This window comes from Catenibacterium faecis, assembly GCF_014306455.1.
Lineage (GTDB): Bacteria > Bacillota_I > Bacilli_A > Erysipelotrichales > Coprobacillaceae > Catenibacterium > Catenibacterium mitsuoka_A.
In genome coordinates, this window is sequence record NZ_JACRWG010000043.1 from 1 (window position 1) to 23,541 (window position 23,541).

21 protein-coding genes and 7 tRNA genes are annotated in these 23,541 nt (G+C 32.9%); 12 read left to right on the plus strand and 16 right to left on the minus strand.

Annotation, left to right across the window (positions count from 1 at the left end; translation table 11 throughout):
• Window positions 1-146: 146 nt before the first annotated feature.
• The 6 genes from H8909_RS09475 to H8909_RS09500 all read left to right on the plus strand — a co-directional run bounded on the left by H8909_RS09475 (window position 147) and on the right by H8909_RS09500 (window position 9,338).
• Window positions 147-596: a phosphoheptose isomerase family protein gene (locus tag H8909_RS09475; RefSeq protein ID WP_187012655.1), complete on the plus strand. Its 450-nt coding sequence runs from the start codon at window positions 147-149 to the stop codon at window positions 594-596.
• Between the two features lie 262 nt (window positions 597-858).
• Window positions 859-1,353 (plus strand): signal peptidase I, encoded by a 495-nt coding sequence (gene lepB / locus H8909_RS09480; RefSeq protein WP_187012656.1) that lies wholly within the window; start codon window positions 859-861, stop codon window positions 1,351-1,353.
• A 17-nt stretch (window positions 1,354-1,370) separates the two neighbouring features.
• The gene (locus H8909_RS09485) at window positions 1,371-6,059 is read left to right on the plus strand and encodes a SpaA isopeptide-forming pilin-related protein (protein WP_187012657.1); all 4,689 of its coding nucleotides are present in this window, start codon (window positions 1,371-1,373) and stop codon (window positions 6,057-6,059) included.
• A gap of 87 nt (window positions 6,060-6,146) precedes the next feature.
• Window positions 6,147-7,613: an isopeptide-forming domain-containing fimbrial protein gene (locus H8909_RS09490; RefSeq protein WP_187012658.1), complete on the plus strand. Its 1,467-nt coding sequence runs from the start codon at window positions 6,147-6,149 to the stop codon at window positions 7,611-7,613.
• A 25-nt stretch (window positions 7,614-7,638) separates the two neighbouring features.
• Window positions 7,639-8,442, plus strand: a complete 804-nt coding sequence (locus H8909_RS09495; protein WP_187012659.1) for a class C sortase — start codon at window positions 7,639-7,641, stop codon at window positions 8,440-8,442.
• Window positions 8,443-8,456: 14 nt separating this feature from the next.
• Complete coding sequence (locus H8909_RS09500; RefSeq protein ID WP_187012660.1) at window positions 8,457-9,338, plus strand: Cna B-type domain-containing protein; 882 nt, start codon at window positions 8,457-8,459, stop codon at window positions 9,336-9,338.
• 42 nt (window positions 9,339-9,380) lie between these two features.
• Here the strand turns inward: H8909_RS09500 and bsh are convergent, their stop codons facing one another.
• Window positions 9,381-10,355, minus strand: coding sequence for a choloylglycine hydrolase (gene bsh / locus H8909_RS09505; protein WP_187012661.1), 975 nt, complete (start codon window positions 10,353-10,355; stop codon window positions 9,381-9,383).
• Window positions 10,356-10,531: 176 nt separating this feature from the next.
• On the opposite strand from bsh, the gene H8909_RS09510 reads away from it, so the two are divergent.
• Window positions 10,532-11,467 carry a GTP-binding protein gene (locus tag H8909_RS09510; RefSeq protein ID WP_117459945.1) on the plus strand — a complete coding sequence of 312 codons (936 nt, stop codon included), beginning with the start codon at window positions 10,532-10,534 and terminating at the stop codon, window positions 11,465-11,467.
• Window positions 11,468-11,722: 255 nt separating this feature from the next.
• Window positions 11,723-12,589, plus strand: coding sequence for an SPL family radical SAM protein (locus tag H8909_RS09515; protein ID WP_187012662.1), 867 nt, complete (start codon window positions 11,723-11,725; stop codon window positions 12,587-12,589).
• A gap of 24 nt (window positions 12,590-12,613) precedes the next feature.
• Here the strand turns inward: H8909_RS09515 and H8909_RS09520 are convergent, their stop codons facing one another.
• The 8 genes from H8909_RS09520 to H8909_RS09555 all read right to left on the minus strand — a co-directional run bounded on the left by H8909_RS09520 (window position 12,614) and on the right by H8909_RS09555 (window position 19,001).
• On the minus strand, window positions 12,614-13,174 hold the full coding sequence (locus H8909_RS09520; protein WP_187012663.1) for a chromate transporter: 561 nt from the start codon (window positions 13,172-13,174) through the stop codon (window positions 12,614-12,616).
• Window positions 13,171-13,725 (minus strand): chromate transporter, encoded by a 555-nt coding sequence (locus tag H8909_RS09525; RefSeq protein ID WP_187012664.1) that lies wholly within the window; start codon window positions 13,723-13,725, stop codon window positions 13,171-13,173. Before H8909_RS09525 ends, H8909_RS09520 begins: the two co-directional genes overlap by 4 nt.
• Before the next feature lie 13 nt (window positions 13,726-13,738).
• Window positions 13,739-14,383 (minus strand): cytidylate kinase-like family protein, encoded by a 645-nt coding sequence (locus H8909_RS09530; protein ID WP_187012665.1) that lies wholly within the window; start codon window positions 14,381-14,383, stop codon window positions 13,739-13,741.
• Between the two features lie 4 nt (window positions 14,384-14,387).
• Window positions 14,388-15,794, minus strand: a complete 1,407-nt coding sequence (locus H8909_RS09535; protein WP_187012666.1) for a glycoside hydrolase family 1 protein — start codon at window positions 15,792-15,794, stop codon at window positions 14,388-14,390.
• Window positions 15,795-15,917: 123 nt separating this feature from the next.
• Window positions 15,918-16,790, minus strand: a complete 873-nt coding sequence (locus tag H8909_RS09540) for a MurR/RpiR family transcriptional regulator (protein WP_187012667.1) — start codon at window positions 16,788-16,790, stop codon at window positions 15,918-15,920.
• Between the two features lie 18 nt (window positions 16,791-16,808).
• Window positions 16,809-17,822, minus strand: coding sequence for a CapA family protein (locus H8909_RS09545; protein WP_202985944.1), 1,014 nt, complete (start codon window positions 17,820-17,822; stop codon window positions 16,809-16,811).
• Window positions 17,815-18,549: a peroxide stress protein YaaA gene (gene yaaA, locus H8909_RS09550; protein WP_187012669.1), complete on the minus strand. Its 735-nt coding sequence runs from the start codon at window positions 18,547-18,549 to the stop codon at window positions 17,815-17,817. Before yaaA ends, H8909_RS09545 begins: the two co-directional genes overlap by 8 nt.
• Window positions 18,546-19,001 carry a peroxiredoxin gene (locus H8909_RS09555; protein WP_187012670.1) on the minus strand — a complete coding sequence of 152 codons (456 nt, stop codon included), beginning with the start codon at window positions 18,999-19,001 and terminating at the stop codon, window positions 18,546-18,548. Before H8909_RS09555 ends, yaaA begins: the two co-directional genes overlap by 4 nt.
• Window positions 19,002-19,171: 170 nt before the next feature.
• Here H8909_RS09555 and H8909_RS09560 point away from each other — a divergent pair, with 170 nt between their 5' ends.
• Entirely contained in the window at window positions 19,172-19,903 is a 732-nt protein-coding gene (locus tag H8909_RS09560) for an MIP/aquaporin family protein (protein ID WP_187012671.1), read from the plus strand.
• 175 nt (window positions 19,904-20,078) lie between these two features.
• Here H8909_RS09560 and H8909_RS09565 read toward each other — a convergent pair.
• The 7 genes from H8909_RS09565 to H8909_RS09595 form a co-directional block, all read right to left on the minus strand.
• Window positions 20,079-20,171, minus strand: a tRNA-Ser gene (locus H8909_RS09565).
• A gap of 13 nt (window positions 20,172-20,184) precedes the next feature.
• Window positions 20,185-20,260 (minus strand) — tRNA-Phe (locus H8909_RS09570).
• Between the two features lie 3 nt (window positions 20,261-20,263).
• Window positions 20,264-20,341, minus strand: a tRNA-Asp gene (locus H8909_RS09575).
• An 8-nt stretch (window positions 20,342-20,349) separates the two neighbouring features.
• A tRNA-Ala gene (locus tag H8909_RS09580) sits at window positions 20,350-20,425 on the minus strand.
• 7 nt (window positions 20,426-20,432) lie between these two features.
• Window positions 20,433-20,509 (minus strand) — tRNA-Pro (locus H8909_RS09585).
• A gap of 10 nt (window positions 20,510-20,519) precedes the next feature.
• Window positions 20,520-20,608: transfer RNA gene (locus tag H8909_RS09590), tRNA-Leu, on the minus strand.
• Between the two features lie 7 nt (window positions 20,609-20,615).
• Window positions 20,616-20,690, minus strand: a tRNA-Cys gene (locus tag H8909_RS09595).
• 565 nt (window positions 20,691-21,255) lie between these two features.
• Between H8909_RS09595 and H8909_RS09600 the strand changes: the two genes are divergently transcribed.
• The 3 genes from H8909_RS09600 to H8909_RS09610 all read left to right on the plus strand — a co-directional run.
• The gene (locus H8909_RS09600) at window positions 21,256-21,492 is read left to right on the plus strand and encodes a hypothetical protein (protein ID WP_238928260.1); all 237 of its coding nucleotides are present in this window, start codon (window positions 21,256-21,258) and stop codon (window positions 21,490-21,492) included.
• 471 nt (window positions 21,493-21,963) lie between these two features.
• Complete coding sequence (locus H8909_RS13780) at window positions 21,964-22,119, plus strand: transposase (protein ID WP_369409824.1); 156 nt, start codon at window positions 21,964-21,966, stop codon at window positions 22,117-22,119.
• 49 nt (window positions 22,120-22,168) lie between these two features.
• A partial coding sequence (locus H8909_RS09610; RefSeq protein WP_187012672.1) for a hypothetical protein occupies window positions 22,169-23,541 on the plus strand: 1,373 nt, incomplete at its 3' end.

Consider the following 23,541-nt stretch of genomic DNA (forward strand, 5'->3'; position numbering starts at 1 on the left):
GTATACCACCTCTCTTTGATTATACTATTATATCGAGATGCACACTAGAGTTTTGGGGGATTTGAGTTTGGTTATATATTTGTGTCCGCGCAACAAAGGCGCGGGGAAATGGAGAAAATTATGAAATAAACGATATTGAAGGTTTTGTGGAGCATATAAAATCTAATGATTATTTAGATAGACTTAAAAAAGCAGCTGATCTGATTAAAGGTGCTGATTCATTTCAAATTCTTGGTTTAGGTGTATGTAGGGATATTGCGAAATATACCGCCCGACGATTTTGTCGAGCAGGGTTTTATTGTTATGGCATCGATGATGTCAACTATCCCATATTAGAAGTACCAGAAGGAACTCATTCCGTTATTTTGATCATTTACAATGATTTTTATCAGAAAGTGATATTTGATCAAATCAATAGATATAAGAGTAAAAATTATACTATTATTATGATTTCATTAGCGCATATAGGTAAGTTTAGTCAATTATGTGATTTGACTATTTATGCTTCTAATGGAATTATGAAGGTTGGACAGGTTGAATCTGGAGTACCAATGCTTTATACATTAGAAAAATTAACGGATGAAGTGATAAAATAATATCATAATAAAATATATGTAACCGTCTTGTAAAAGGCGGTTATTTTTTCGCTTATGAAAAATACAAATATAAGTGATTTAAAAAAGCCACAAATTTATGAAAAAACGTATAATAAATATTTTTATTTATGAAAATAGAAAACTAATGTCGTAACCTAATGAGAAATATGTAACCTATATAGTGTATGCGGTTACATTATTTTTTTGATTGTGTTATCTTATTTACATAGAAAAAAATATTACGATTTTAAAAGGTAACTTTATGAAAAAACGTTATATATTTATTAGCCTAATAGTTATTTGTATTGTGATGTTCATTATAACAAGCTTCTGTTCTTTTTTTAAGGTCGAAGGGGATTCAATGAATCCAACGCTTGTCAATAATGATGTTGTATATGTTAGAAAAACAAAGTCTTTCAAACAGGGAGATCTCATTGCATTTAATTACAATAATAAACTTCTGGTAAGAAGAGTAATTGCGTTAGAAGGAGATAAAGTAAACATTGACCAGAATGGCTATATATTTGTGAATGATAAAAAGTTAGAAGAAAACTATATACAAAGCAGAAAAGATAATCCACTACGTGATGAAATATTTCCTTATACAGTCTCACAAGGACATATATTTGTATTAGGAGATCATAGAACTCATGCAATAGATTCAAGAATGCGTGACTTAGGTGCTATTGATCAAAATCAAATTGTAGGCAAGGTCGTTTTAAGAGTTTATCCGGTTATTCGTTTTTCTGTTTTATAAAGAAAGGGGAAATTAAAATGAGAAAATATAATGGAATAAACAGAAAGAAAATCATGTTTATTTTTGGTATGGTGTTAATAATAGCAACTTCATTCTTTTGTCTTAATAATGCAAGAATGGATGATTTTACATCATTGATTACAGATACGACTGTACAGTATCAAGAAGAAGGTGCTATGAAGGATTACACAGCTGATGTACATCTTAAAGACAATACACCTCTTTCTATCACTATTAAAGCAGCTATTCCTCAAGGGACACTTGCTAGAATAGAAGAAACAGATAATACAATTGTAAAGAATGAAACACTGACTTATAGCTTACCAGAACAGCTAAAGGTAGAAGATGTTCAAGCAAATAAGCTATATCTAGAAGATGATCTAGTGAATTCTATTGGTAGCTATGAGATTAAGAATAATGTATTGACTATGAGTTTTGATGAAGAACAGATCAATACGAATGCTGAAACAGAATTAAAGATAGCATTGGTATTGGATACAGATTCATCTCATATTACATATGATACAAACGGTACTTCAACAATCTCATTTAATAAAAAGACAATTGAATTAAATAAGTATATTGAACAACCTGTTGAAACAAAAGTTACTAATCAGATGAATGAACAGGCAGTGGAAGAGGTTGTTACTGCAAGTAACTATGCGACTTATACTGCTTCAGATAATTATCAAAATGAAGAAGAAATACAAACAGGTAATATTGAAACAACAGATCAATCGGTAGATTTTGGGAATTACTTAACTTGTGCTACTGTTATGAAAAATGTGAATGGTCATTGGGAGAAGGTAGAAAACAATACCTTTACTGATGGCGATCAGGTACAGGTGAGTTTAAGTTATCAATTACCACCAAATACTGTACATGAAAACAACCAGGTTATCTATTACCAGCTCCCAGATGGTGTTAGGCCTACGGAAGAACATAGAGGTAAGGTAATGCAGCGTGGTGAGGTAGTAGGACATTATATCATCAATACAGATGGAAAAATTCTTATTGAATTTAATGATGATTTTGCGGATGGTGAAGCTTTTATTGGCGATATTCAATTTGAAGGTACTATTTCCAAAACTGGTGATGGTGATCAGAATGAAATTAGCTTTGGAAATGATACAGAAAAGATTATCGTTACTAAAAAGAAAGATAATTATGATTTAGATTTAAGGAAACAAGCACAACTTAGTGAAGATAAATCAAAAATCAATTATCAAATTGTAGCCTCTACAAGGAATGGAACAGGTGAAACATTAACAATCACAGATAGCTTTGTATCTAATACAAATGCGAAGGGCACATATGATCAAAGTAGCATGAAACTGTATAAAGTATCAGCAGGTGGTACAAGGACGGAAGTAACTGATAAAGAACCAAGTATAAAAACAACTAATGGTCAGCAGACTTTTACATATGATAATCTAGATAAACTAGAAAAAGGTGAGCAGTATATTGTTGAATATAGTGCGAATGTAGAAGAAAGCAATACTAAAACAGATGGATCATCTAAAATCCAAAATAATGCTTGTGCATCTAATAAATATGTTGATAGATGGGCTGGTACAACTACCGAAATTTCTAAGACAATGATTTCTAAGGGAGGCTGGTATGATCAGTCTACTGGATTAATCAAATGGCAGATTAATGTTAATGCAGGAAAACAGAATATTAGTGGTTATCATTTGGAAGATACACTTCCAGAAGGTATTGAATTCTCAGGAAATATAGAGATAACTGATAGTTCAGGACATATTATAAAAACAATCACTCCAAATGGTAAAAATATTGATTATACATTCCCAGATAATTCAAAAGACAGTTATACAGTGACTTACTATACAACTGCGCCAAATAGAAATGGCAATGTTTCTAATAGTTCTACAATTGGTAAAGGTGATAAGGAGTATACAAGTACAGGTGTTGTAGGTGTTACACATCGTACATGGGCTGTTGATAAATCATGGAGAAATGAAACAGTATCAGCAGAAGGACAAAGAAAATATAATTGGTATGCTTCTGTAGTTATTCCTGAAGGTAATTTAACTGAATTCACTTATGTTGATACAATCAAAGATGCAATAGATGAAAATGGTAACACGAAGAGAGATACGCATTATGCGATTGCATCAGAATTAGATGCTGAATTAAAGCAGAATGTTCATTTGAATTCTAATAATGGATATTTAGATGATTCTGTAGACTTTGAATTTATTTATAAGGACGCAGATGGAAACGTAATAAAAGCGACTGATAGTACAACGCATGTTAAATCATTTGAAATAAAGGTAAAACCTAAAAATGGTCAAACAATTACAAATGCACAGCGTTTATCTATTGATTCTTATTCTACTAATCTAGATACATCTCATCAGATAGCTGGAGAATCATGGGAGTTCAGCAATACAGGTAAAAAAGATGATTTAGAAAAAGTTTCAACACATTCTTATTCAAAGCCTAAACCTGTAGTGAAGCAGGGTGGTGTTAAGTCAGAATATGATGATAGAATTACATATCAGAATGGTACTGTTTCAGCTGATTTAGAAGAAACAAATGGTATTCTTTATTATCGAGTTCTTATTAATACAAATTTAACTGATAATGATGAAATCTATTTAACAGATATCATGCCAGAAGGTGCTAATTATGTAGATGGAAGTCTACAAGCTGCATTCTATGATAATGATTATTGGTCTTATCCTATGATTGAAAGTTATGATCCATCTTTGAAGGATGAAGATCCTTCTGGTTGGGATAGTGATCGTCATGTGTATGTTTATGATCTTACTGCTAATAAGAAGCCAACTGTAACTGTTGAAAATGGACAGATTCATATCACTATTCCTAGAGGATATAACTATAACTTAAACAGTGGCAGTGGTTCTGGACGTACAATTCAGTTAACTTATCAAATGACGGTAAGTGATGATACTTCATGGAATGATCCAAACCAAACGCAAAAGACTTATAGAAATAGGGTGAAATGGGGAGATAACTCTGATAGTCAGAAGACGGAAGTGACAAGAGAATTAAGTGAAGTTCAGAAGAATGGTGCTCAGATTTATAATGATAATGGACAACCAACTGGTAAAGTGAAATACAATGTGGTCATTAATCCAGCTAGTAAAGATTTAGATAATAAATCTGATACATTGAAATTAAAGGATAGACTTACTTTACCACCAGGAGCAAGTGCAACTTTAAGTCTGGATGAGACTAAGCTTTATTACTTAGATTTAAGCAATAGAGATAATAATTATCGTGGTGAAGTAGTTGATTCTAGTTTATATAGAATTGCGTATGATGATATTAACAACGAGATTAGTGTTATTGTGCCAGATGAGTTTGCATGTGTTCTTGAATATACTTATGTAGTGGATGAAGGTAATATTGCAGGTGATTATCAAATAAGCAATAGTGCTACACTTAATGGTCAATTTGAGTCTTCAGTTCAGACAAATGTTATGAATCTAAGTTCTTCTGCAACTGCAGAAAAAGGTAGGCTGAAAATCTACAAAGTAGATGATAAAGATTATACTAAACGTTTAACGGGTGCAGAATTCAGACTGGAAAAATTTGATGAAGCTAAAAATCAATGGATAGATATTACTAAAGATGTTGCATTTGACCATAAATCAATTAAGACAAATAAAAATGGTGAAATCATTTTCCAAGGTGATGAAAGCCATGTGATATTATATGGAGGAACTATTTATAGATTGACTGAAACAAAAGCACCAGCTAATTATGATTTATCAAGCGATCCTTATTACTTTGTATTAGTTAGAAAAAATCAACAAGAGACAATAGCATCAACTAAAGAAAGAATGCAGCCTGTTTTCCAAAATGCGAAAGCAGATATCAATAAAGCACATTTCTTTAATAACAATGAAGAAGTTTATATGTATATCACAAACCATACAAGTAATGTGAATGTACGCAAGGTATGGGTAGATTCTAATAACAAACCTACTACCAATGGTTCTAAAGATATTAAGGTACAGTTATATAAGACTACTAAGAAGAAAGAAACATGTCATGTGGATCTTCATTTGACTGGTTCAAATTGGGGAGGGGCTGAGAAAACAATAACAGTCTCTAAGAATAAACCGTTCACAGTAAAATTTGTAAATAATGGTATTACTGATTTTACAGAAGATAAATTCACCGTTACGAAGAACGGACAGAATTATGGTTCAGTAAACTGCGCGACTGAAAGTAATAAAAATATTCTTACAGTTACTACAGACAGCATAACTGAGGATTGTGATATTTATATTACAGATAAAACAAAACGCTTTTGGTTTGATACTAATTATTTTGAATTGATATGTGATGAACCAGATGTATCAACTACTAAGACTAAAGTGGGAGAAGCAGTTACTTTAAATGCTGGAAACAGTTGGTCATACTCGTGGTCTGGTGAAGCTCTTAGAGAAGGTGTTACAGATGGTGAAGATTATTACTACACTGTAGAAGAAGTAGATGCTCCTTCAGGATATCAGGTATCTTATACAAACAATGATGGCATTCAAGAAGGAGATATTACAGTTACTAACAAGAAGTTAGATAACTATGATCTTCCAGATACTGGAGGATTCGGTACTTTTGGTTATTACGCAATTGGGACCCTATTTATAACAGCGACTCTATTTGCTATTATAGCAATCAATAAAAAGAAGGGGGCTTATAACTAGTAATAACAAACATTAATATGTGTATTTCAACGAGGGAAGAGTTTTATTAAAAAATGGATATCATATGGACAAGGAGGAAAAAACGATATGAAACTATTTAAAAAACTCGCAAGTTTCATACTTGCATTCGCAATGGTTATGGCAATTGCTATGCCATCAGTAGTAATGGCGGTTGATAATGGTTCTATTACTATTACAGGTGCTAAAGCTGGTCATACTTTTGAAGCTTATCAGATTTTTACTGGTAAAGTATCAGGCAAAACACTTTCAGATATTGCATGGGGTAGTGGAGTTAATAAAACTGGCCAAAATACTTTAGGAAGTGCTAAAGAAAATGCTGAAAAATTAAAAAACGAAACAAATGCAAAAGATTTTGCTTATGAAGTAGCTAAGTATTTAGGCACAGCAGCTGGTACTAGTACACGTGATGGTGAAAACTATAAGATTGAAAACTTAGCACCAGGTTATTATTTAGTAAAAGATAAAGACGGTACAGTTCCTAAGGCTGAGACTTATACAAAATTTATTTTAAAAGTTGTAGGTACTGCTGAAGTAAAAGTTAAATCAGAAGTGCCAACATCACAGAAAAAAGTAAAGGACACAAACGATACTACAGGTACTACAAAAGGCTGGCAGGATTCTGCTGACTATGATATCGGTGATCAGGTTCCTTTCCAGCTAACAGGTACAGTTGCAAAGGATTTCTCAGATTATAAAGGTGCATATAAATTAGTGTTCCATGATAAAGAATCAGTTGGTTTAACTTTTAATCAAAAATCAGTAGTAGTAAAAGTAGATGGAACAGAGATTAAAAGTGGTTATACTGTCAAAACTACAGGACTAGAAGTTGGCTGTTCTTTTGAAGTAGTATTTGATGATCTTAAACAAATCAATTCAGTGCATAATGGTTCTGTAATCACTGTTGAATATACATCTGAATTAAATACCAAAGCAGAAATTGGTTTACCTGGTAACCCAAATGAAATGCGTATGGAATTCTCAAATAATCCAAACGTAGAACAAAATGGCACAACTACTTATACTCCATGGGATAAAGTAATTGTATTTACTTATAAGGCAATTGTTAATAAAAAGGATTCTAGCAATAAACCATTAACTGGCGCAGAATTCACTTTATATAAGAAATATGGAGAAGAATGGAAGAAAGTTGAAAAGGTAGTAGTTAAATCTGAAGACGGAACAACTTTCACATTTACTGGTTTAGATGATGGAGTATATAAATTAGAAGAAACAGTAACTCCAGGTGAATATAACACTATGGATCCAATTGAATTCAAGATTGAAGCAACTCATGATGAATTAAACGATAATCCAGAATTAAGAACTTTAAGTGGAAACAAATTAACTGGTGAAGTGTTGTTTACACCAAACACGACTGAAGGGACATTAGAAACTGATGTAATCAACTACAAAGGTTCTGAACTTCCAAGTACTGGTGGTATGGGTACTACAATTCTATATGTTGCAGGTGCAGTTATGATTCTTGCAGCAGGTGCATTCTTAGTAATGCAGAAAAAAGCTGAAGATAAATAAAATAGAATAAGAGGAGTGTTCTATAATGAAAAAGAAAATCATAAACGTAATTATAGCGCTACTATTCGTTATAGGACTCTCCCTAGTTATTTATCCAAGCTTTAGTAATTATTGGAATCAAAGACATCAGACTAGAGCTATAGCTGGATATGAAGAAAAGGTGGAAGACCTGACTGAAGAACAGTATGAAAAGCTCTGGAATGATGCCACTTTATACAACAAAAATTTAAGACATACAATGTATGCCTTAAATGATGAAGATAAGAAAATATACAATGAGACTCTAGATGTCACAGGAACAGGGATGATGGGTTATGTAGAAATCCCTAAGATCAATGTATCACTTCCTATTTATCATGGGACGGATGCTGAAATCTTACAGATTGCGATAGGACATATCCCAGGTACATCCTTACCAGTGGGTGGAGAAAGTACTCATTGTGTTATATCTGGACATAGAGGATTACCAAGTGCACAGCTTTTCACTGATATAGATCAGCTTAAAACTGGTGATACATTTATGCTTCAGATATTGGATCAAACTCTTTATTATGAGGTCGATCAAATAAAAACTGTTCTTCCTACAGAAAAAGATGATTTGAAGATTGTAGAAGGACAGGATTATTGTACGCTCATGACTTGTACACCTTATGGTGTCAATACCCATAGATTACTTGTCAGAGGTCATCGTATCAATAAAACAAATCTCAGAGTAAGAAGAGATCTTGTTAAAATAGATTTGGTACTTCTAGATATATTCTGGATACTACTTGCAATTATTATTGCATTTATCTGGTATCTCACATCAAAAAAACATAAAGAAAGGTGATGACAGCAATTATTATGGATAAAAGCTTAAAGAAAATTATATTATGTTTTACAGTTATATTATCAGTTGCTGTATTCAATTTATTCCAGGTAGCTGCTGTTGATGTCAATAAGAAATGCTCGTTGACGCTTAATGAATGTTTATCAGGATTGAACGTTCATTTGTATCGAGTTGCGAGTATTGATGAGGTTGGCAGTTATCAATACACCGAGGATTTTAAGGAAGCAGAAAATACTACAATTGATTTAAATAAGCTAGAAACAAGTGAAGAATTAAAAAATGCAGCTATGACTTTAAAAGGTTATGCTGCAAGTCAAAAAGGCGTTATTAAAAAAGCCAATTCTTCTACATTGAGTTATACTAATCTTAAAACAGGTCTTTATCTTATTACTGCTGATAATTTAGAATTAAATGGTACAACCTACACTTATTTACCTTATCTTATTTCTTTACCACAGGGATCTGATTATGATGTATCTATTGACTTTATTAAATATTCAAAAAATCCCTCTCATGAATATAAAATAGTCAAGCGTTGGGTGGATAAGGGTTTAACACATCCAGAAAAAATAGAGGTAGAACTCTATAATGGTTCTGCTTTAGTTGAAACAATCACTTTAGATGCAAAAAATAATTATGCTTATTCATGGAAAACTGATCAAGCAATCAATTATAGTATCAAAGAAAAGAATGTAAAAGGATATAAAGGTATTGTTTCTTCAAGCAGTAATGAACAAAGTACAGAATATATTATTACTAATACAAGTGTTGATACACCTAGTACTAATGTAAAGACAGGAGATTCTACAAGAATCAATCATTGGATTATGTTGATGAGTGCTGCTGGTTTATTACTTATTGTATTAGGAAAATTATTCAAACATGTAAAAGATTAGTTAATTAAAAGACACTAGGAATGCATTTCCTAGTGTCTGTTTTTAATTCTGTTCAAAGAATACTTCTTCATCAATCATTGGATAACATGTCAAATCCCTATTATCAAGATCTACCTTATGCATATCCACAGCTTTAATTGTATGACCATGATAAGTTGAATAATAGTAAATACCTTTATTTAAATTACAACAAGAAGTATAAATAGTATATTCATATTTACCTTCGGCTACTTCACATAGTCCTTTTTGTTGTTCTACCGAACCAAGAATATGGAAGAACTGACTGACATTTTCCTGTTCATTTAATCCTTTAGTTACATTCATATTAGTGAATGCAACACGTACAAAACGAGATGCTGATGATAAATCACCAGGTAACCCTAAAGCACCCATACCTCTACTATAAGTAGATAAGTTTACATCTTTTGAGAATGTATTCTCAGGCTGTTTAGTAGAGAGATACATATAATTATTTAAATTAAACATCTGTTTATCAAAAGGTGGATTATTAGTTAATACACCTACAGGATTATCATAGATATGTACTCCATCTTTCATGATTTCTACAGTAATAGTCTTATTTGAGTCACTGATCATATAATGAAGTGAAGCAGGTGGGAATGATGCACTAAAAGGTGTATCACATAAATTCATTTCATTAATAAGATGAATCGCTTCCTCAACAGTTTTACATTGACATAAGATCCAAGGAATAAACTCGAAAGAACAAACATTTGTTTTATTCTCTACTACTGGATTAAAATAGGCATTTCCTACAAAGTTGAGTCCAGCCATACCTAATCCTTTTTCATTCATTGCATCATAATATAATGGATATCCATCGCTGACATGAGCCATTCCAATGATGGCATATTTGTAAGATGGTTCATCTGTATATCTAAAACCATACTCAAAATTTCTAGGTGTTACAACAATCTGTTCACCATAAGAAAACTCATAATCTAGATTTCTTCCAAAATAACAATCTTTATCTTTAAAACATGCAGCAGTACACATAATCACTGCCCCCTTTCAACTGAATCCTAGCATAAACATATGGGTATGTTAAGTCCATAGTTTGACATAATTCACACATACTTTCTAAAGAATATTCTATGTCTATTATATGTCACTAATGTGAACTGTTTGACAAAACAGTATATCAACATATAATAAAATCAAGAGGTGAACTTATGGTACAAGTAGATTTAATTACAGGTTTTTTAGGATCAGGTAAAACAACATTTATTAAGAAGTATGCGAAATATTTAATTGATCAAGGACTGCATATCGCAATATTGGAAAATGATTTTGGTGCGATTAATGTAGATATGATGGTATTAGAAGAAGAATTAGGTGACCAATGTGAACTAGAAATGGTTGTTGGTGGAGGAGATTTAGACTGTCATAGACGTCGTTTTAAGACAAAACTTATTTCTATGGGTATGAGAGGTTTTGATAGAATATTAGTAGAACCATCAGGTATTTATGATGTCGATGAGTTCTTTGATGTACTTCATGAAGAACCATTAGATAAATGGTATGAGATTGGTAATGTGATTGCTTTAGTGAATTCTAAGCTAGAAAACAACCTTTCTAAGCAATCAGATTACTTACTAGGCTGTCAGGTTGCAGATGCTGGTAAAATTATTCTCAGTCGCTCTAGTGAAGCTACAGAAGAAGAAATCAATAACACAATCACCCACTTAAATAACACAATGTCTCTCATTAAATGTAAAAGAAGATTTAATAAAGAAGACTGTTTAGATTTAGAAACACTCAATAATGATGACTTTAATTCTATTCTTCATTCTGGTTATGAATTAGAAGGCTTTATTAAGATGTTCTTTAAGAAAGAAGAAGCTTTCTCTACTATGTTTTTTATGAATCAAGCAATTACTAAAGAAAAATTGATTCATGCAACTCAATCTATTTTTAATGATTCTGAGTGTGGTAAAGTATTTAGAATCAAAGGCTTTATACTAGAAAATGATCAATGGATTGAACTTAATGCGACAAAAGATCAGATTACTACTGAAACAATTGCGAAAGGTCAGGAAATCATTATTGTCATTGGTGAATCATTAAATAAAGAAAAGATAGAAGAATACATAAAAAAACCAGCATAGCTGGTAATTGATGAAGCGATATTTATAGAATATGGTGGGGATCATATATCTTCATCACCTGTATTATATTGATAAAAGGTAATGAATAAACCAATTTTATGTAAAGAATAAATAAAAAGGTCAGCTAAGAAGGGAATGGTTGCTGACCTCGAAGGGTAGAAAAGAGTGGGAAATCTCTTTTCAGCATTATTATATGAATATTTTAAAAAGATTTCATTATACAAATAGTCGCATTTGCATAGAAAGGAAATAAAAGTGCATTATAAAAAGGTTAAAGGTATACTATCATCTAGTAATGGAATGAACCTCTATAGAGGATGTCTGCATGGCTGTATCTATTGTGATTCTAGAAGTGACTGCTATCATATGGATCACTTGTTTGAAGATATAGAAGTCAAAGAGAACGCATTAGAATTGTTAGATACTTCATTAAGAAAGAAAAGAAAACCCTGCATGATTGGCATGGGGGCTATGACAGATCCTTATATCCCTCTAGAAGATCAATTATTGTATACAAGAGGTGCATTAGAAATCATTGATAGAAATGGTTTTGGAGTCACGCTGATCACTAAGTCATCACGTGTATTAAGAGACTTGGATATACTGAAATCCATTCAGACACACTCTAAATGTGTCATTCAGATGACTCTCACTACTTATGATGAAGAACTATGTAAAAAGCTAGAACCCAATGTTTCTTCTACAAAAGAACGCTTTGAAACATTGTTGACTCTTTATGAGGAAGGTATACCGACTATTGTATGGTTAACACCTATTCTCCCTTTTATCAATGATAATGAAGAAAACTTAAGAGGGATACTTGATTATTGCATACAAGCTCATGTAAAAGGAATTATCTGTTTTGACATGGGAGTCACACTTAGGGAAGGGAATAGAGAGTACTTCTATTCTAAACTAGATCAATATTTTCCTGGATTAAAAGAGACATATATCAACAAGTATGGTAATAGCTATATTCTCTCTAGTCCACAGAACAAACATCTGATGCGTCTATTTCATCAGATATGTGAAGAAAATGGAATCATGCATGATCATGAAGAAATATTCAACTATCTTCGTACATATGAAAATCATAGATTAAACTTATTGGATTTTATTTAAAAAAGACTTCTGCTGAAGTCTTTTTTAAATAATCGTTTGATAAATAACATTGAGTATCCCTGAAAGAATCATCACAAATATAGGATTAGACTTCTTATACCAGAGCATAAATACACAAAATAGAAATATAATCAATTGATGAATACGGAAGTTATTTAATATAATTGTTGCTTCACTTCCAAATAATGCTGAAATCATAATAGTAACTCCAGCAGTTGCAATCAATGCAACTACAGCAGGTCTTAAGTAGTTCAAGATATTCTGTAAAAAGCGCATATGACGATATTTGAGATAGAAGTATGCAATGATTGTGACAAGTATACAAGAAGGGAGAATGCATCCTAAAGTTGCGGCAATCGCACCAGGAATACCAGCAATCTTAGTTCCTACAAAAGTAGCTGAATTAATTGCGATAGGACCAGGAGTCATTTGTGATATAGTGATTAAATCTGTAAATTCTTTAAAATCCAGCCAATGATGTAAATCAACAATCTGACTTTGAATCAAAGGCATTGCAGCATAACCACCACCAAAACTAAAAGCACCAATCTGTAGAAAACTTAAAAACAACTGTAAATAGATCATTGCACGAATCTCCTTTCATATATAGAATAAACAATACCAATCACAATACATGTCAGAATAATCAATACAACATTTACTTTAAAGAAGTAATTCGCAATAAAAGAACCAAACATAATCAAATAATAGCTTATTTTCTTTTCCTTAAAGATACCTAATGCCATTTCTACAACGACAACACCAATCACTGCACCTACACCTGACTGCATTCCATCAAGCATATAATGAACTATCAAATTCTCTTTAAAAATAGAATAAAATACAGATACAACAGAAATAATAATAAACGGAGGAAGAATAGTTGCAATAACACTCACAATAATACCTAATACACCAGCAATCTTATATCCCACTACAATAGCTCCGTTGACGGCAATAGCACCTGGTGCTGATTGGGCAATAGCGACTAAATCCAACATTTCATCTTTATTGATCCAATGATACTCATCTACAAACTTTTTCTGCATTAATGTGACAATGACATAGCCACCGCCAAAAGTAAAAGTACTGAGATAGACCATTGAATAAAATAATTTCCAAAGTTTTTTGATCATCTCTATTTACCTCTTATCTTGTCCAGTCAAAAGAACTTTTAATAATTTGAGCACATTCCTCTAAATCAAGTTTACAATCTGATGCCGCTTCGATTAATATTTCTGCACACTTCTCTCTAGATAAAACATCACTATCTAAACATATATCATAACTTTCCTTTTCACCCCATAAGTGATGAGAAATGGCATCACGATAAACTTTACGCTTATGATCTTCACGATGAATAAAATTGACTAATTCATCATGTTCTAATCCTTCTAAATCATATGTCTTATCCGCAATTGCACGAGGAATGCGATGTTCCATTGAAGTATTATATAAAAGTACCTTTAAACAATCTGCATGTCCTTTAAGTACATCACCTGCAGCTCTTTCATGAATAATACATGGACCATTTTCTACTGCTTTTAAAATCGCTTTAGATAAAGCCTGATGAATCTTTTTAATTTCATCACTTGCTTTTACTTCTTCTAAAGACATATCCGCAATTCTATTATCAAAATCCTTTAAATAATCTTCAGTCAACCACTCTTCATCAGCTAGTTTTACAAGATCCTTACCTTCATATAATTTCATTCCTAGCTTTTTGCCTACAATAACAGAAATCCATCTACCCATACTACAATATTCACTATCCATTAAAATATATTTCTTCATACTACTAATCCTCCTCTAAGATTTGTCCATTTGTTTCAATAACCTTCTTATACCAATAAAAAGAATCCTTCTTATATCTCTTCATAGATCCATTTCCTAAATCATCTACATCTACATAAATAAAACCATATCTCTTTTTCATTTCACCAGTAGATGCCGCAATTAAATCAATAGGACCCCACATTGTATAACCCATCACTGGAATACCATCTATTTCAATTGCTTTAGATAATTCCTTTAAATGAGCTTTTAGATACTCAATACGATATGTATCATGAACCTTATTATCTTCCAACTGATCTATAGCTCCTAAGCCATTCTCTACAATCATCAAAGGCAATTGATAACGATCATATAAATAATTTAATGCATATCTTAACCCCTGGGGATCAATAGTCCATCCCCAATCACTCTTAGGTAAGAATGTATTCTTATAACCTGTATCTAAACCATTCATACCTTTAAGAATACCTTTTGTCTTTTTCCCAGTTACATGAGTACAATAATAACTGAGTGATAAGAAATCCACTTTACCTTCTTTAAGTATTTCTAAATCTCCTTCTTGAATAGGTAAGGTAATATGTAGTCTCTCTAGTTCTTTTAATTTATATTGAGGATAATATCCACGACACTGTACATCACAATAAAACATCATACTATGCATAAAATTCATAGTTCCAATCACATCATCAGGATTAGCACTATATGCATAAGAGAAATGCCCACAATACATCATTCCTACCTTGTTATCAGGATTAATTTTATGAGCAATCTTTACAACTTTTGCGCTTGCAATAAATTGATGATATGCTGCAGTCATTCTTACTCTCTCATCATCACTATTAATACCTGCTGCAACCCAAGGCTGAGTAGACATACAATTGATTTCGTTAAACGTAAGCCAATATTTTATTCTATTATTGTATCTTTTTAGTAAAACTAACGCAAAACGTATATAACAATCCACTACATCTCTATTTTCCCATGAACCATACTTTTGAAGTCCTAAAGGTGTTTCAAAATGAGAAATAGTTACAAGAGGTATAATATGATACTTTTCTAATTCGTCTAATATTGCATCATAGAATTTAAGTCCTTCTTCATTAGGTGTTAATTCATCCCCATTAGGGAAAATACGTGTCCAGTTAATAGACATACGATATACTTTAAATCCCATCTCTGCAAATAGTGCGATATCTTCTTTATAATGATGATAAAAATCAATCGCATTATGACTAGGATAATATTCATTCTCTTCAACACTTTTTGTAATACGTCTTTTCTTTTCGTGAGACCCTAAAGTCATCACATCTGCGGTACTTAACCCTTTACCATTCTCTAAATAAGCACCTTCTATTTGGTTAGCTGCCGTTGCACCACCCCAGAGAAAATCTTTTGGAAACATCTTCATCACCTTTCTTTCTACAACTAAGATTATAAATAAAAAAAGAAGTCGCTCAATTAATGAACGGCTTCTTTCAATAGCGTTGCGAAAAGATGTGTGTTTCTAATAATATCCAAGCAACAATGTTGCTTACTTAATGTTAGGATTCTTCGATGTCCTAAATAAATCAAATCCCTGTGAACTAGATCTTCTTCTTTCAACATGCTTTAAATAATCAGTATTAAAAATACTCACATATAATATATCAAGAATCAACATCGTAGATATATTCATCGCAAAATCACCTAGATTATCTTTCAGTCTTTCTCTTGTAGAAACATTCAATACATAATCTGCATATTGAGATAACGTATTATCTCCATAAGATGTAATTGCGAGAAGAGGAATATGTCTCTCTTTAAGCTTCTTTACACCTCTTAATTCTGATTCTATTTCTCCAGAGTAGGAGAGAATAACAAATGAACAATTAAGAGAACAATAAGAAACACGATAATAGAGTTCATTCATCTTTGTTTCAAGAACGACATTCTTTCCAATCTTCAACATCTTATCTTTAAAAGTCTGGGCTACATCACCTTGTACACCTGCAGAATAAACATAAATAATATCACTTTTATTTAAACAATTAATCGCATTCTGCAGATCATCATGACCAATTAGCTTTAATGTATCATCTACAATTTCATGATAGAGCTGTCCAATCTTACTTGCGATTACAGTATTTTTATCTTGATCATCAAAAGGGTGATTAGGATCAAGATCCTGGAAGTGAGATTCTGTATATTCAATTTCTTTTAAATATTGTTCAAGAAAATCAGTATATCCATGAAATCCTAGTTTCTGACAAAAACGAGTAATCATAGAAGGGTTGATAAACAATTGAGATGCGATAGAACGACTGCTTTGTTTACGAAGTAAAGTCTTTTTATCTAAGAAATAATCCGCAATTCTCTCTTCTCCACTGGTCATGTTCTTTTTCTCTTTTAAGATATCTTCAATCATTTAATCAACACCTTTCATTTACTGTATTGTATTGACTTTCTTTAAGATACGTTCTGCATCCTGTCCTGTCGCAATAATAGGCTGATAGTTATTACGATACTTAACAGAAGAAATCATACATGGAATAATCTTATGTTCCATACTAGTGATCTTCTTATTAGTAAAGTGGAATGTCTGCTGGTAGATCATAGAATCTTTATCACTTGGATTTCTATTACCACCAAAACAGAAGTTACTTAAACTATATACAATAGGGGAATCCTTATATGTTTCAATCCCTTCTAATACATGAGGATGACTACCTACGACCATATTAGCCCCTGCATCAATAGTTGCATGTGCTAAATCTCTCTGCCCCTGAGTAGGACTATAGTTTCTTTCAATACCCCAATGATAATAAACAATCACAAAATCAGTCTTCTTCTTTAATTCATTGATTGCCTTCTTCATATCATCAGATACAGCATGAGGAAATGCATAACCAAGAAAACCAAACTTAATACCCTTTACTTCCTTAATATAGCTCTTTGAATACCCGAAATAGCCTACACCATACTCATCTAGAGTTGCTTTAGTATCATTCATCCCTTTCTGATAACGGTCCATAGAATGGTTATTTGCGACTGTCACCGCTTCAACACTACTATTAGTTAAAATCTTTGCATATTCCTTTTTACCTTTAAAAGGGAATGACTTAATAACATGATTTTCTTCATCAGTCAAAGGACCTTCTAGATTCGCAATAGTTAAATCGTCCTGTTCAAAAACACTCTTGACATTCTTTAAGAAATAATCAGGATTATTACCCTGTTTCGCATATTCCTGATCAAAAGATCCATCATAAGGCTGTCCTGCATAATTTCCTAAAGTCATATCACCTACAAAAGACATAGTAATATCAGTATGAGTGACCTGAGCTGTTTCTTCTGTCTTTTTCTTAGTCTTCTTTGGTGTTTCTTTCTTCTCTTCTTTAGCACATCCCGTACTTAATACAAGAAGTGCACATACAAAACCTTTTAAAAACTTATTCATTTTCATTTCTCCCTTGTACAAATACAAAACAATGATCATTAGATAGCTTTTTATCAAATACAAAATCTAAATCATTAAACTTCTTTAAGTCCTCTATATTTTCTATCTTTTCTTTAGCCATATAAGAGATCATTGCTCCTCTAGCCATCTTCGCATAGGTTGCCTGCTGCTTAAGTACCCCTTTAATATTTCTTAGAAACTGAATTTCTATACATTGATCATCTTTCTTTAAATAATCAGTAATACACTTAGAATATTCCTTAGATGCAAGATTAATAATCACATGATCGTCAAGGGATTCGTAAATCTTACTACCCCAGAATTCATACAAATTAAGCAATTTAACGCCCATTTCTAAACGATAGGGTACAATTCCATCAGTAGGTGTCAAAACCCCATACAACCCTGATAAAATACGTAAATGCTTGTTTAAATACTCTCTTTCACTATCACTCATAGAAAAAGGGTGAAGATACTTAAACGCTATCCCATCATAAGCATGAATTGCACATGTCAATGGTTTAAACTGACGCTCCTGTAACTCCTCAAAACATTGATGTGTTAATGATTCATTAGTTTTCCATAATCTTCTTAACTCATCATAGGACATACTCTTAAGCTTTTCTTCTAATATATAAGACTCTTTAAGAAAACAAGGTGTAGTAGGAGTAATAGATGCATCCTCATCGCTTCTCATCTTCTTAGCAGGACTCATAATAATCTTCATGATAAAGCCTCAAGCATCTCTTTTGGATTATCAGCTGTCTTTACACGTTCCTTAGCCTTGATAATCATTCCTTCTTCATCAATTAAGTAAGTTGTTCTTACAACACCCATACTTACCTTTCCGTAATTCTTCTTTTCTTTCCATACATCATAATCGTGGATTGTCTTCTTTTCTGTATCAGAAAGTAGAGTAAAAGGTAACTCATATTTCTCTTTGAACTTCTTATGACTTGCAATGGAATCTTTGCTGATTCCTATTACTACCGCATCCTTCTCTAAGAATTCAGGATACAAATCTCTAAACCCACATGCCTGTTTAGAACATCCAGGTGTATTATCTCTAGGATAAAAATAGAGAATCACACGATGACCTCTATATTCTTCTAAAGTATGCATATTGCCTTCTTCATCTGGTAGATTAAAAGAAGGTGCTTTTGTATTAATCTCTAACATAATGAAACCTCCTTTCTGCATTATACCAAAAATAGAAATAATGTGCTACCTATGCATAAAAAAACGATTGTAAGCATTAACATTTTAGAAACATGTTGACACATTGAAATACAGGTTTTATAATCCCATTTGTCATTAAACACAATTAAATATTAAATAGGGGGACAATTATGACATTTTCATTAACTACTCGTCTCATTGCTGAGTTCCTTGGTACTGCAATCATGGTTATGATTGGTAACGGCTCAGTAGCAAACGTGGAATTAAAGGGAACAAAGGGAAGCCACAGTGGATGGATCGTCATTGCAATCGGTTATGGTATGGCCGTTATGATTCCAGCTCTTATGATTGGTAAAATTTCTGGTAACCATATTAACCCAGCATTTACTATCGGTTTAGCTGTTGCAGGTGATGTTCCATTAGCTGAAGTATTACCTTACATTTTAGTACAGTTCGCTGGTGCTATCGTAGGTCAGTTCATTCTTTATATTTGCTTCAAACCACATTATGATGCAACAGAAAATCCTGATGCAATCTTAGGTACATTCTCAACTACTGATGCAACAAACAATAAGTTCAATGGTTTCGTAAACGAATTCTTCGGATCATTCATCTTATTCTTCTGTGCATTATCTATTACTCATTCACCAATTTTCGAACATGGTAATCAGGGTGCTGGTTTCATCGGTGTTGGTTTATTAGTTATGGCATTAGTTGCTTCATTTGGTGGTCCTACAGGTCCAGCTTTAAACCCAGCTCGTGACTTAGGTCCAAGAATCTTACATGCAATCTTACCAATCAAGAACAAGGGAACTTCTCAGTGGGATTATGCATGGGTACCAGTACTTGCTCCAATTTGTGCAAGTATCTGTGCTTGTCTATTATATTTCAATATTTTCTAAGAAGCTATCAATTGATAGCTTTTTTCTTTGCCTAAAAGAATAGGGGAGTAATAAAAAAAGATAAGCATCGAGAAATTGGTAACTGAAATGCTTATCAAATAAGAACCACTAAAATATAATATAACTTATAAAGCACAAAAAAACTCAGGAACGAATCCTGAGTTATATTTATTAATGGCGCAGGTTGAGGGATTCGAACCCCCGCAGGACGTTAATCCTCTGTCGGTTTTCAAGACCGATCCCTTCAGCCGGACTTGGGTAAACCTGCATCATAAATAAAATGGTGGTTCCGGCCGGAATCGAACCAGCGACACGAGGATTTTCAGTCCTCTGCTCTACCGACTGAGCTACGGAACCAATTGGCGGTCTGGACGGGGCTCGAACCCGCGACCTCCGCCGTGACAGGGCGGCATTCTAAACCAACTGAACTACCAGACCAAAATAAATGGTGGAGCCTAGGAGGATCGAACTCCTGACCTCCTGCGTGCAAAGCAGGCGCTCTCCCAGCTGAGCTAAGGCCCCGAATAAATGGTCGGGAAGACAGGATTTGAACCTGCGACCCCCTGGTCCCAAACCAGGTGCACTACCAAGCTGTGCTACTTCCCGTTTATATAAATGGTGCCCTGGGCCGGAATCGAACCGGCACGGAGTTTGAAGTCCGCAGGATTTTAAGTCCTGTGCGTCTACCAGTTTCGCCACCAGGGCACACGTATGGAGGTTCCAACCGGACTTGAACCGATGGTCGAAGAGTTGCAGTCTTCTGCCTTACCAACTTGGCTATGGAACCATTGCTTCATGGCGCTCGTATAATATACTATGGATTTTAGATAATTGCAAGGGTTTTTAAGAAAAAAGTTTAAAAAAGTACATAAAATATAATTCATTTCTTCCATGAGAAAACCTGATAATCGGTTTTGTGATGGAATAATCAATATAATTTACATTTATAATATAAATCACATAATTCTCTTAAAATTAGTAGTCATAATAGAAAACAAGGAGTGATTAATATGTATAAAGAAATAATTTTATCTGTAATTAAAACCTCATTACCATTAATGATTGTTTTGATTATATTACAATATATATTTAGAAAACAATCTACATGCATATTAATAGAATTTAATGTCGCTTATTCAATTGTTCGTATGATGCCTTTAGTTAGTTCTATGCATACTCTAGGTATAAAAGGGATTATAACACTTATAATATGTTTTCTTTTTTTGAATACGAATACATTGCTGATGTATCGTATCCATAGTCTCAGTCTATAAAGAACACACATTTTTACGTATTTCTACTTGCAGAATATCTTTGATACAATGAACTCACGCAAAAAGGAGACATTTAAAATGAATAGATATGATTATGTAGGTAGTTTCTTAAGACCTGAGAGACTTAAGAAGGCAAGAAGAGATTTTGAGAATAATACAATTAAGGCAGAAGAATTTAAAAAGGTAGAAGATGAATGTATTACAGAACTTATTACTAAGATTAAAGAATTAGGTTATAAATTTGTGGCGAAAAACCCACACGCTTGCGTGTGGGATGAAAGCTACATTTCACTTGATAAATACTTAGAAAAATGATATATAATCTATGTATATTAAAGTATAGAAAGTAAACAGATCATCAGTAAAAGTAACCATGATATAAACACACATACAACAAAACAACCATCACTGTAATCAGAAAAATCCTAATAGTGCTGCACATATAGCGAACAATAATAAACATGCAGAACAGTGCAATCCTAATAATTCAGCATATCATTCAAGTTGTGAAAAAAAGTAACGGCACGAACTAAAAGTGACAACATACAAATAAGTATTTCCATTCCTGCTGGATGGAAAACAGAACTTGAAAACCCTTCACGTATCTATTTTGCTGAGGAAGGAGAGAGTATCATATTTCTTGACTTGCTTCGTATTGAAAATATCTGATACAGTATCACATCATCAGGTATTCTAAATTCATATTTCTGGTATTAAAAGGTAATGTAGAGGAAATATTAAAACAGATATTACAGAAAAATCTATTACCACATTAAGGCTCTTGTTGTGAAGCCTGACCATATACATGTTTTTGTAGATGTACCACAAACTGCTGCTTCTTGTGATGTTGTAAGAACTTTTAAAGATATAAGTGCTATTGAACTATTCAAGGCATTTCCACAATTAATACAATTCTGCAGGATGCGGTATTTTATGGTCTAGAGGATATTTTGTATCTACAGTTATTAAGATAATATTAAGGAGCAGAAAAATGATAACTGATAAAGAACATAAAAGACATCTTAAACAATTTCATAAATTTTCTGACAGGCATATCCTGGCTGCTGAAACTGATATGTCTTCTTCTGATATACAAAAAGTTGTAAAGCTTTCGAATAAGATCAGAAAAGCAGGCAATGAACTTGTAGGTCTTATGAGAAAGAATTATGACCAGCTTATGCGTACAAAGAGATATCGTAAATTACTCTTTCTTTATGGTAATTCTAAAGATAAGGCTAAACGAAAAACTTATGCTAAACAACTTAATGAAATGCAGAAAGTTTATAATATTACATGGGAATACTGCAGAACGTCCATGATTCCAATAGGCAAGAAATATGGCGTAGACGCTGTATTTGCTCTGACTAAAGCCGAAGATATTTGGCGTGGCATGGAAAAATGTTTATATGGAAATGGTAATGTTTTACATTTTTCTAAATACGGAGACCTACCTTGTATAAGGGCAAAACAGATGAATCGTGGTATACCTATATCCGTTACAGATAATAAACTTCATTTCAAACTTGGCAGGATGGTATTTGGAATACAAATAAATGATAGATTTCAGCAGGATGAAGTAGATGCGGTTTTATCATATCTTGCCGAATCTGAGATTTTGGATGACAGGGCTGTTAATACTCTTATTAAAGATGGCTATTGCATAGATACATACAGACCCTGCTATGCTACGCTTGTTCCTAGGATGATAAGAGGTAAATACAGAGTATATCTGCATTTTACTATCGAGGGTAAAGCAAAGCCAAAATATGATAAACATGGCAACCAAAGACATAAATATGGCAAGGGTATGATAGGTGCTGATATTGGTACACAGACTGTTGCTTATACATCTGATACGGAAGTCGGTCTAAAAAACCTTTCAGAGCGTGGCAACAGTATTCAGACTTCTGAGAGAAAAGAACGTCTGCTTCACCGTGCTATGGACAGGTCAAGACGTGCAACTAATCCACAAAATTATAATGATGATGGTACTGTTAAAAAAGGCCGTAAGACTTGGAGATATTCTAATCATTATAAGAAATTAAAAGAAAAACATTCTGAATTATGTCGTATTAATGCTATAAATAGACAGCTCGCAATAAATGAAGACGCTAACCATTTAAGAAGTCTTGGAGATGTATTTATCACAGAACCTAAAAATGCAAGTAAGCTTATGAGACGAGCCAAAGAAACTACGGTCAATAGTAAAGGCAAGTTTAATAGGAAAAAGCGTTTTGGCAGATCCATAAAGAATAGATGTCCTTCTGGGTTTCAAACTGCTGTAGAACAGAAATTCAAGGTATCAGGTGGTATATATATTGAAGTATCTAATGATTACAGAGCAAGTCAATATGATCATACTGT

What these genes read in the sequence shown, in the direction of transcription:
- H8909_RS09535 (WP_187012666.1), bottom strand. Translation starts at nt 15,794, where the DNA reads ATGAAGATGTTTCCAAAAGATTTTCTCTGGGGTGGTGCAACGGCAGCT.
- H8909_RS09510 (WP_117459945.1), top strand. Translation starts at nt 10,532, where the DNA reads ATGGTACAAGTAGATTTAATTACAGGTTTTTTAGGATCAGGTAAAACA.
- H8909_RS09560 (WP_187012671.1), top strand. Translation starts at nt 19,172, where the DNA reads ATGACATTTTCATTAACTACTCGTCTCATTGCTGAGTTCCTTGGTACT.
- H8909_RS09485 (WP_187012657.1), top strand. Translation starts at nt 1,371, where the DNA reads ATGAGAAAATATAATGGAATAAACAGAAAGAAAATCATGTTTATTTTT.
- H8909_RS09600 (WP_238928260.1), top strand. Translation starts at nt 21,256, where the DNA reads ATGAATAGATATGATTATGTAGGTAGTTTCTTAAGACCTGAGAGACTT.
- H8909_RS09525 (WP_187012664.1), bottom strand. Translation starts at nt 13,725, where the DNA reads ATGATCAAAAAACTTTGGAAATTATTTTATTCAATGGTCTATCTCAGT.
- H8909_RS09490 (WP_187012658.1), top strand. Translation starts at nt 6,147, where the DNA reads ATGAAACTATTTAAAAAACTCGCAAGTTTCATACTTGCATTCGCAATG.
- H8909_RS09520 (WP_187012663.1), bottom strand. Translation starts at nt 13,174, where the DNA reads ATGATCTATTTACAGTTGTTTTTAAGTTTTCTACAGATTGGTGCTTTT.
- yaaA (WP_187012669.1), bottom strand. Translation starts at nt 18,549, where the DNA reads ATGAAGATTATTATGAGTCCTGCTAAGAAGATGAGAAGCGATGAGGAT.
- H8909_RS09530 (WP_187012665.1), bottom strand. Translation starts at nt 14,383, where the DNA reads ATGAAGAAATATATTTTAATGGATAGTGAATATTGTAGTATGGGTAGA.
- H8909_RS09545 (WP_202985944.1), bottom strand. Translation starts at nt 17,822, where the DNA reads ATGAATAAGTTTTTAAAAGGTTTTGTATGTGCACTTCTTGTATTAAGT.
- lepB (WP_187012656.1), top strand. Translation starts at nt 859, where the DNA reads ATGAAAAAACGTTATATATTTATTAGCCTAATAGTTATTTGTATTGTG.
- H8909_RS09495 (WP_187012659.1), top strand. Translation starts at nt 7,639, where the DNA reads ATGAAAAAGAAAATCATAAACGTAATTATAGCGCTACTATTCGTTATA.
- bsh (WP_187012661.1), bottom strand. Translation starts at nt 10,355, where the DNA reads ATGTGTACTGCTGCATGTTTTAAAGATAAAGATTGTTATTTTGGAAGA.
- H8909_RS09500 (WP_187012660.1), top strand. Translation starts at nt 8,457, where the DNA reads ATGGATAAAAGCTTAAAGAAAATTATATTATGTTTTACAGTTATATTA.
- H8909_RS09540 (WP_187012667.1), bottom strand. Translation starts at nt 16,790, where the DNA reads ATGATTGAAGATATCTTAAAAGAGAAAAAGAACATGACCAGTGGAGAA.
- H8909_RS09555 (WP_187012670.1), bottom strand. Translation starts at nt 19,001, where the DNA reads ATGTTAGAGATTAATACAAAAGCACCTTCTTTTAATCTACCAGATGAA.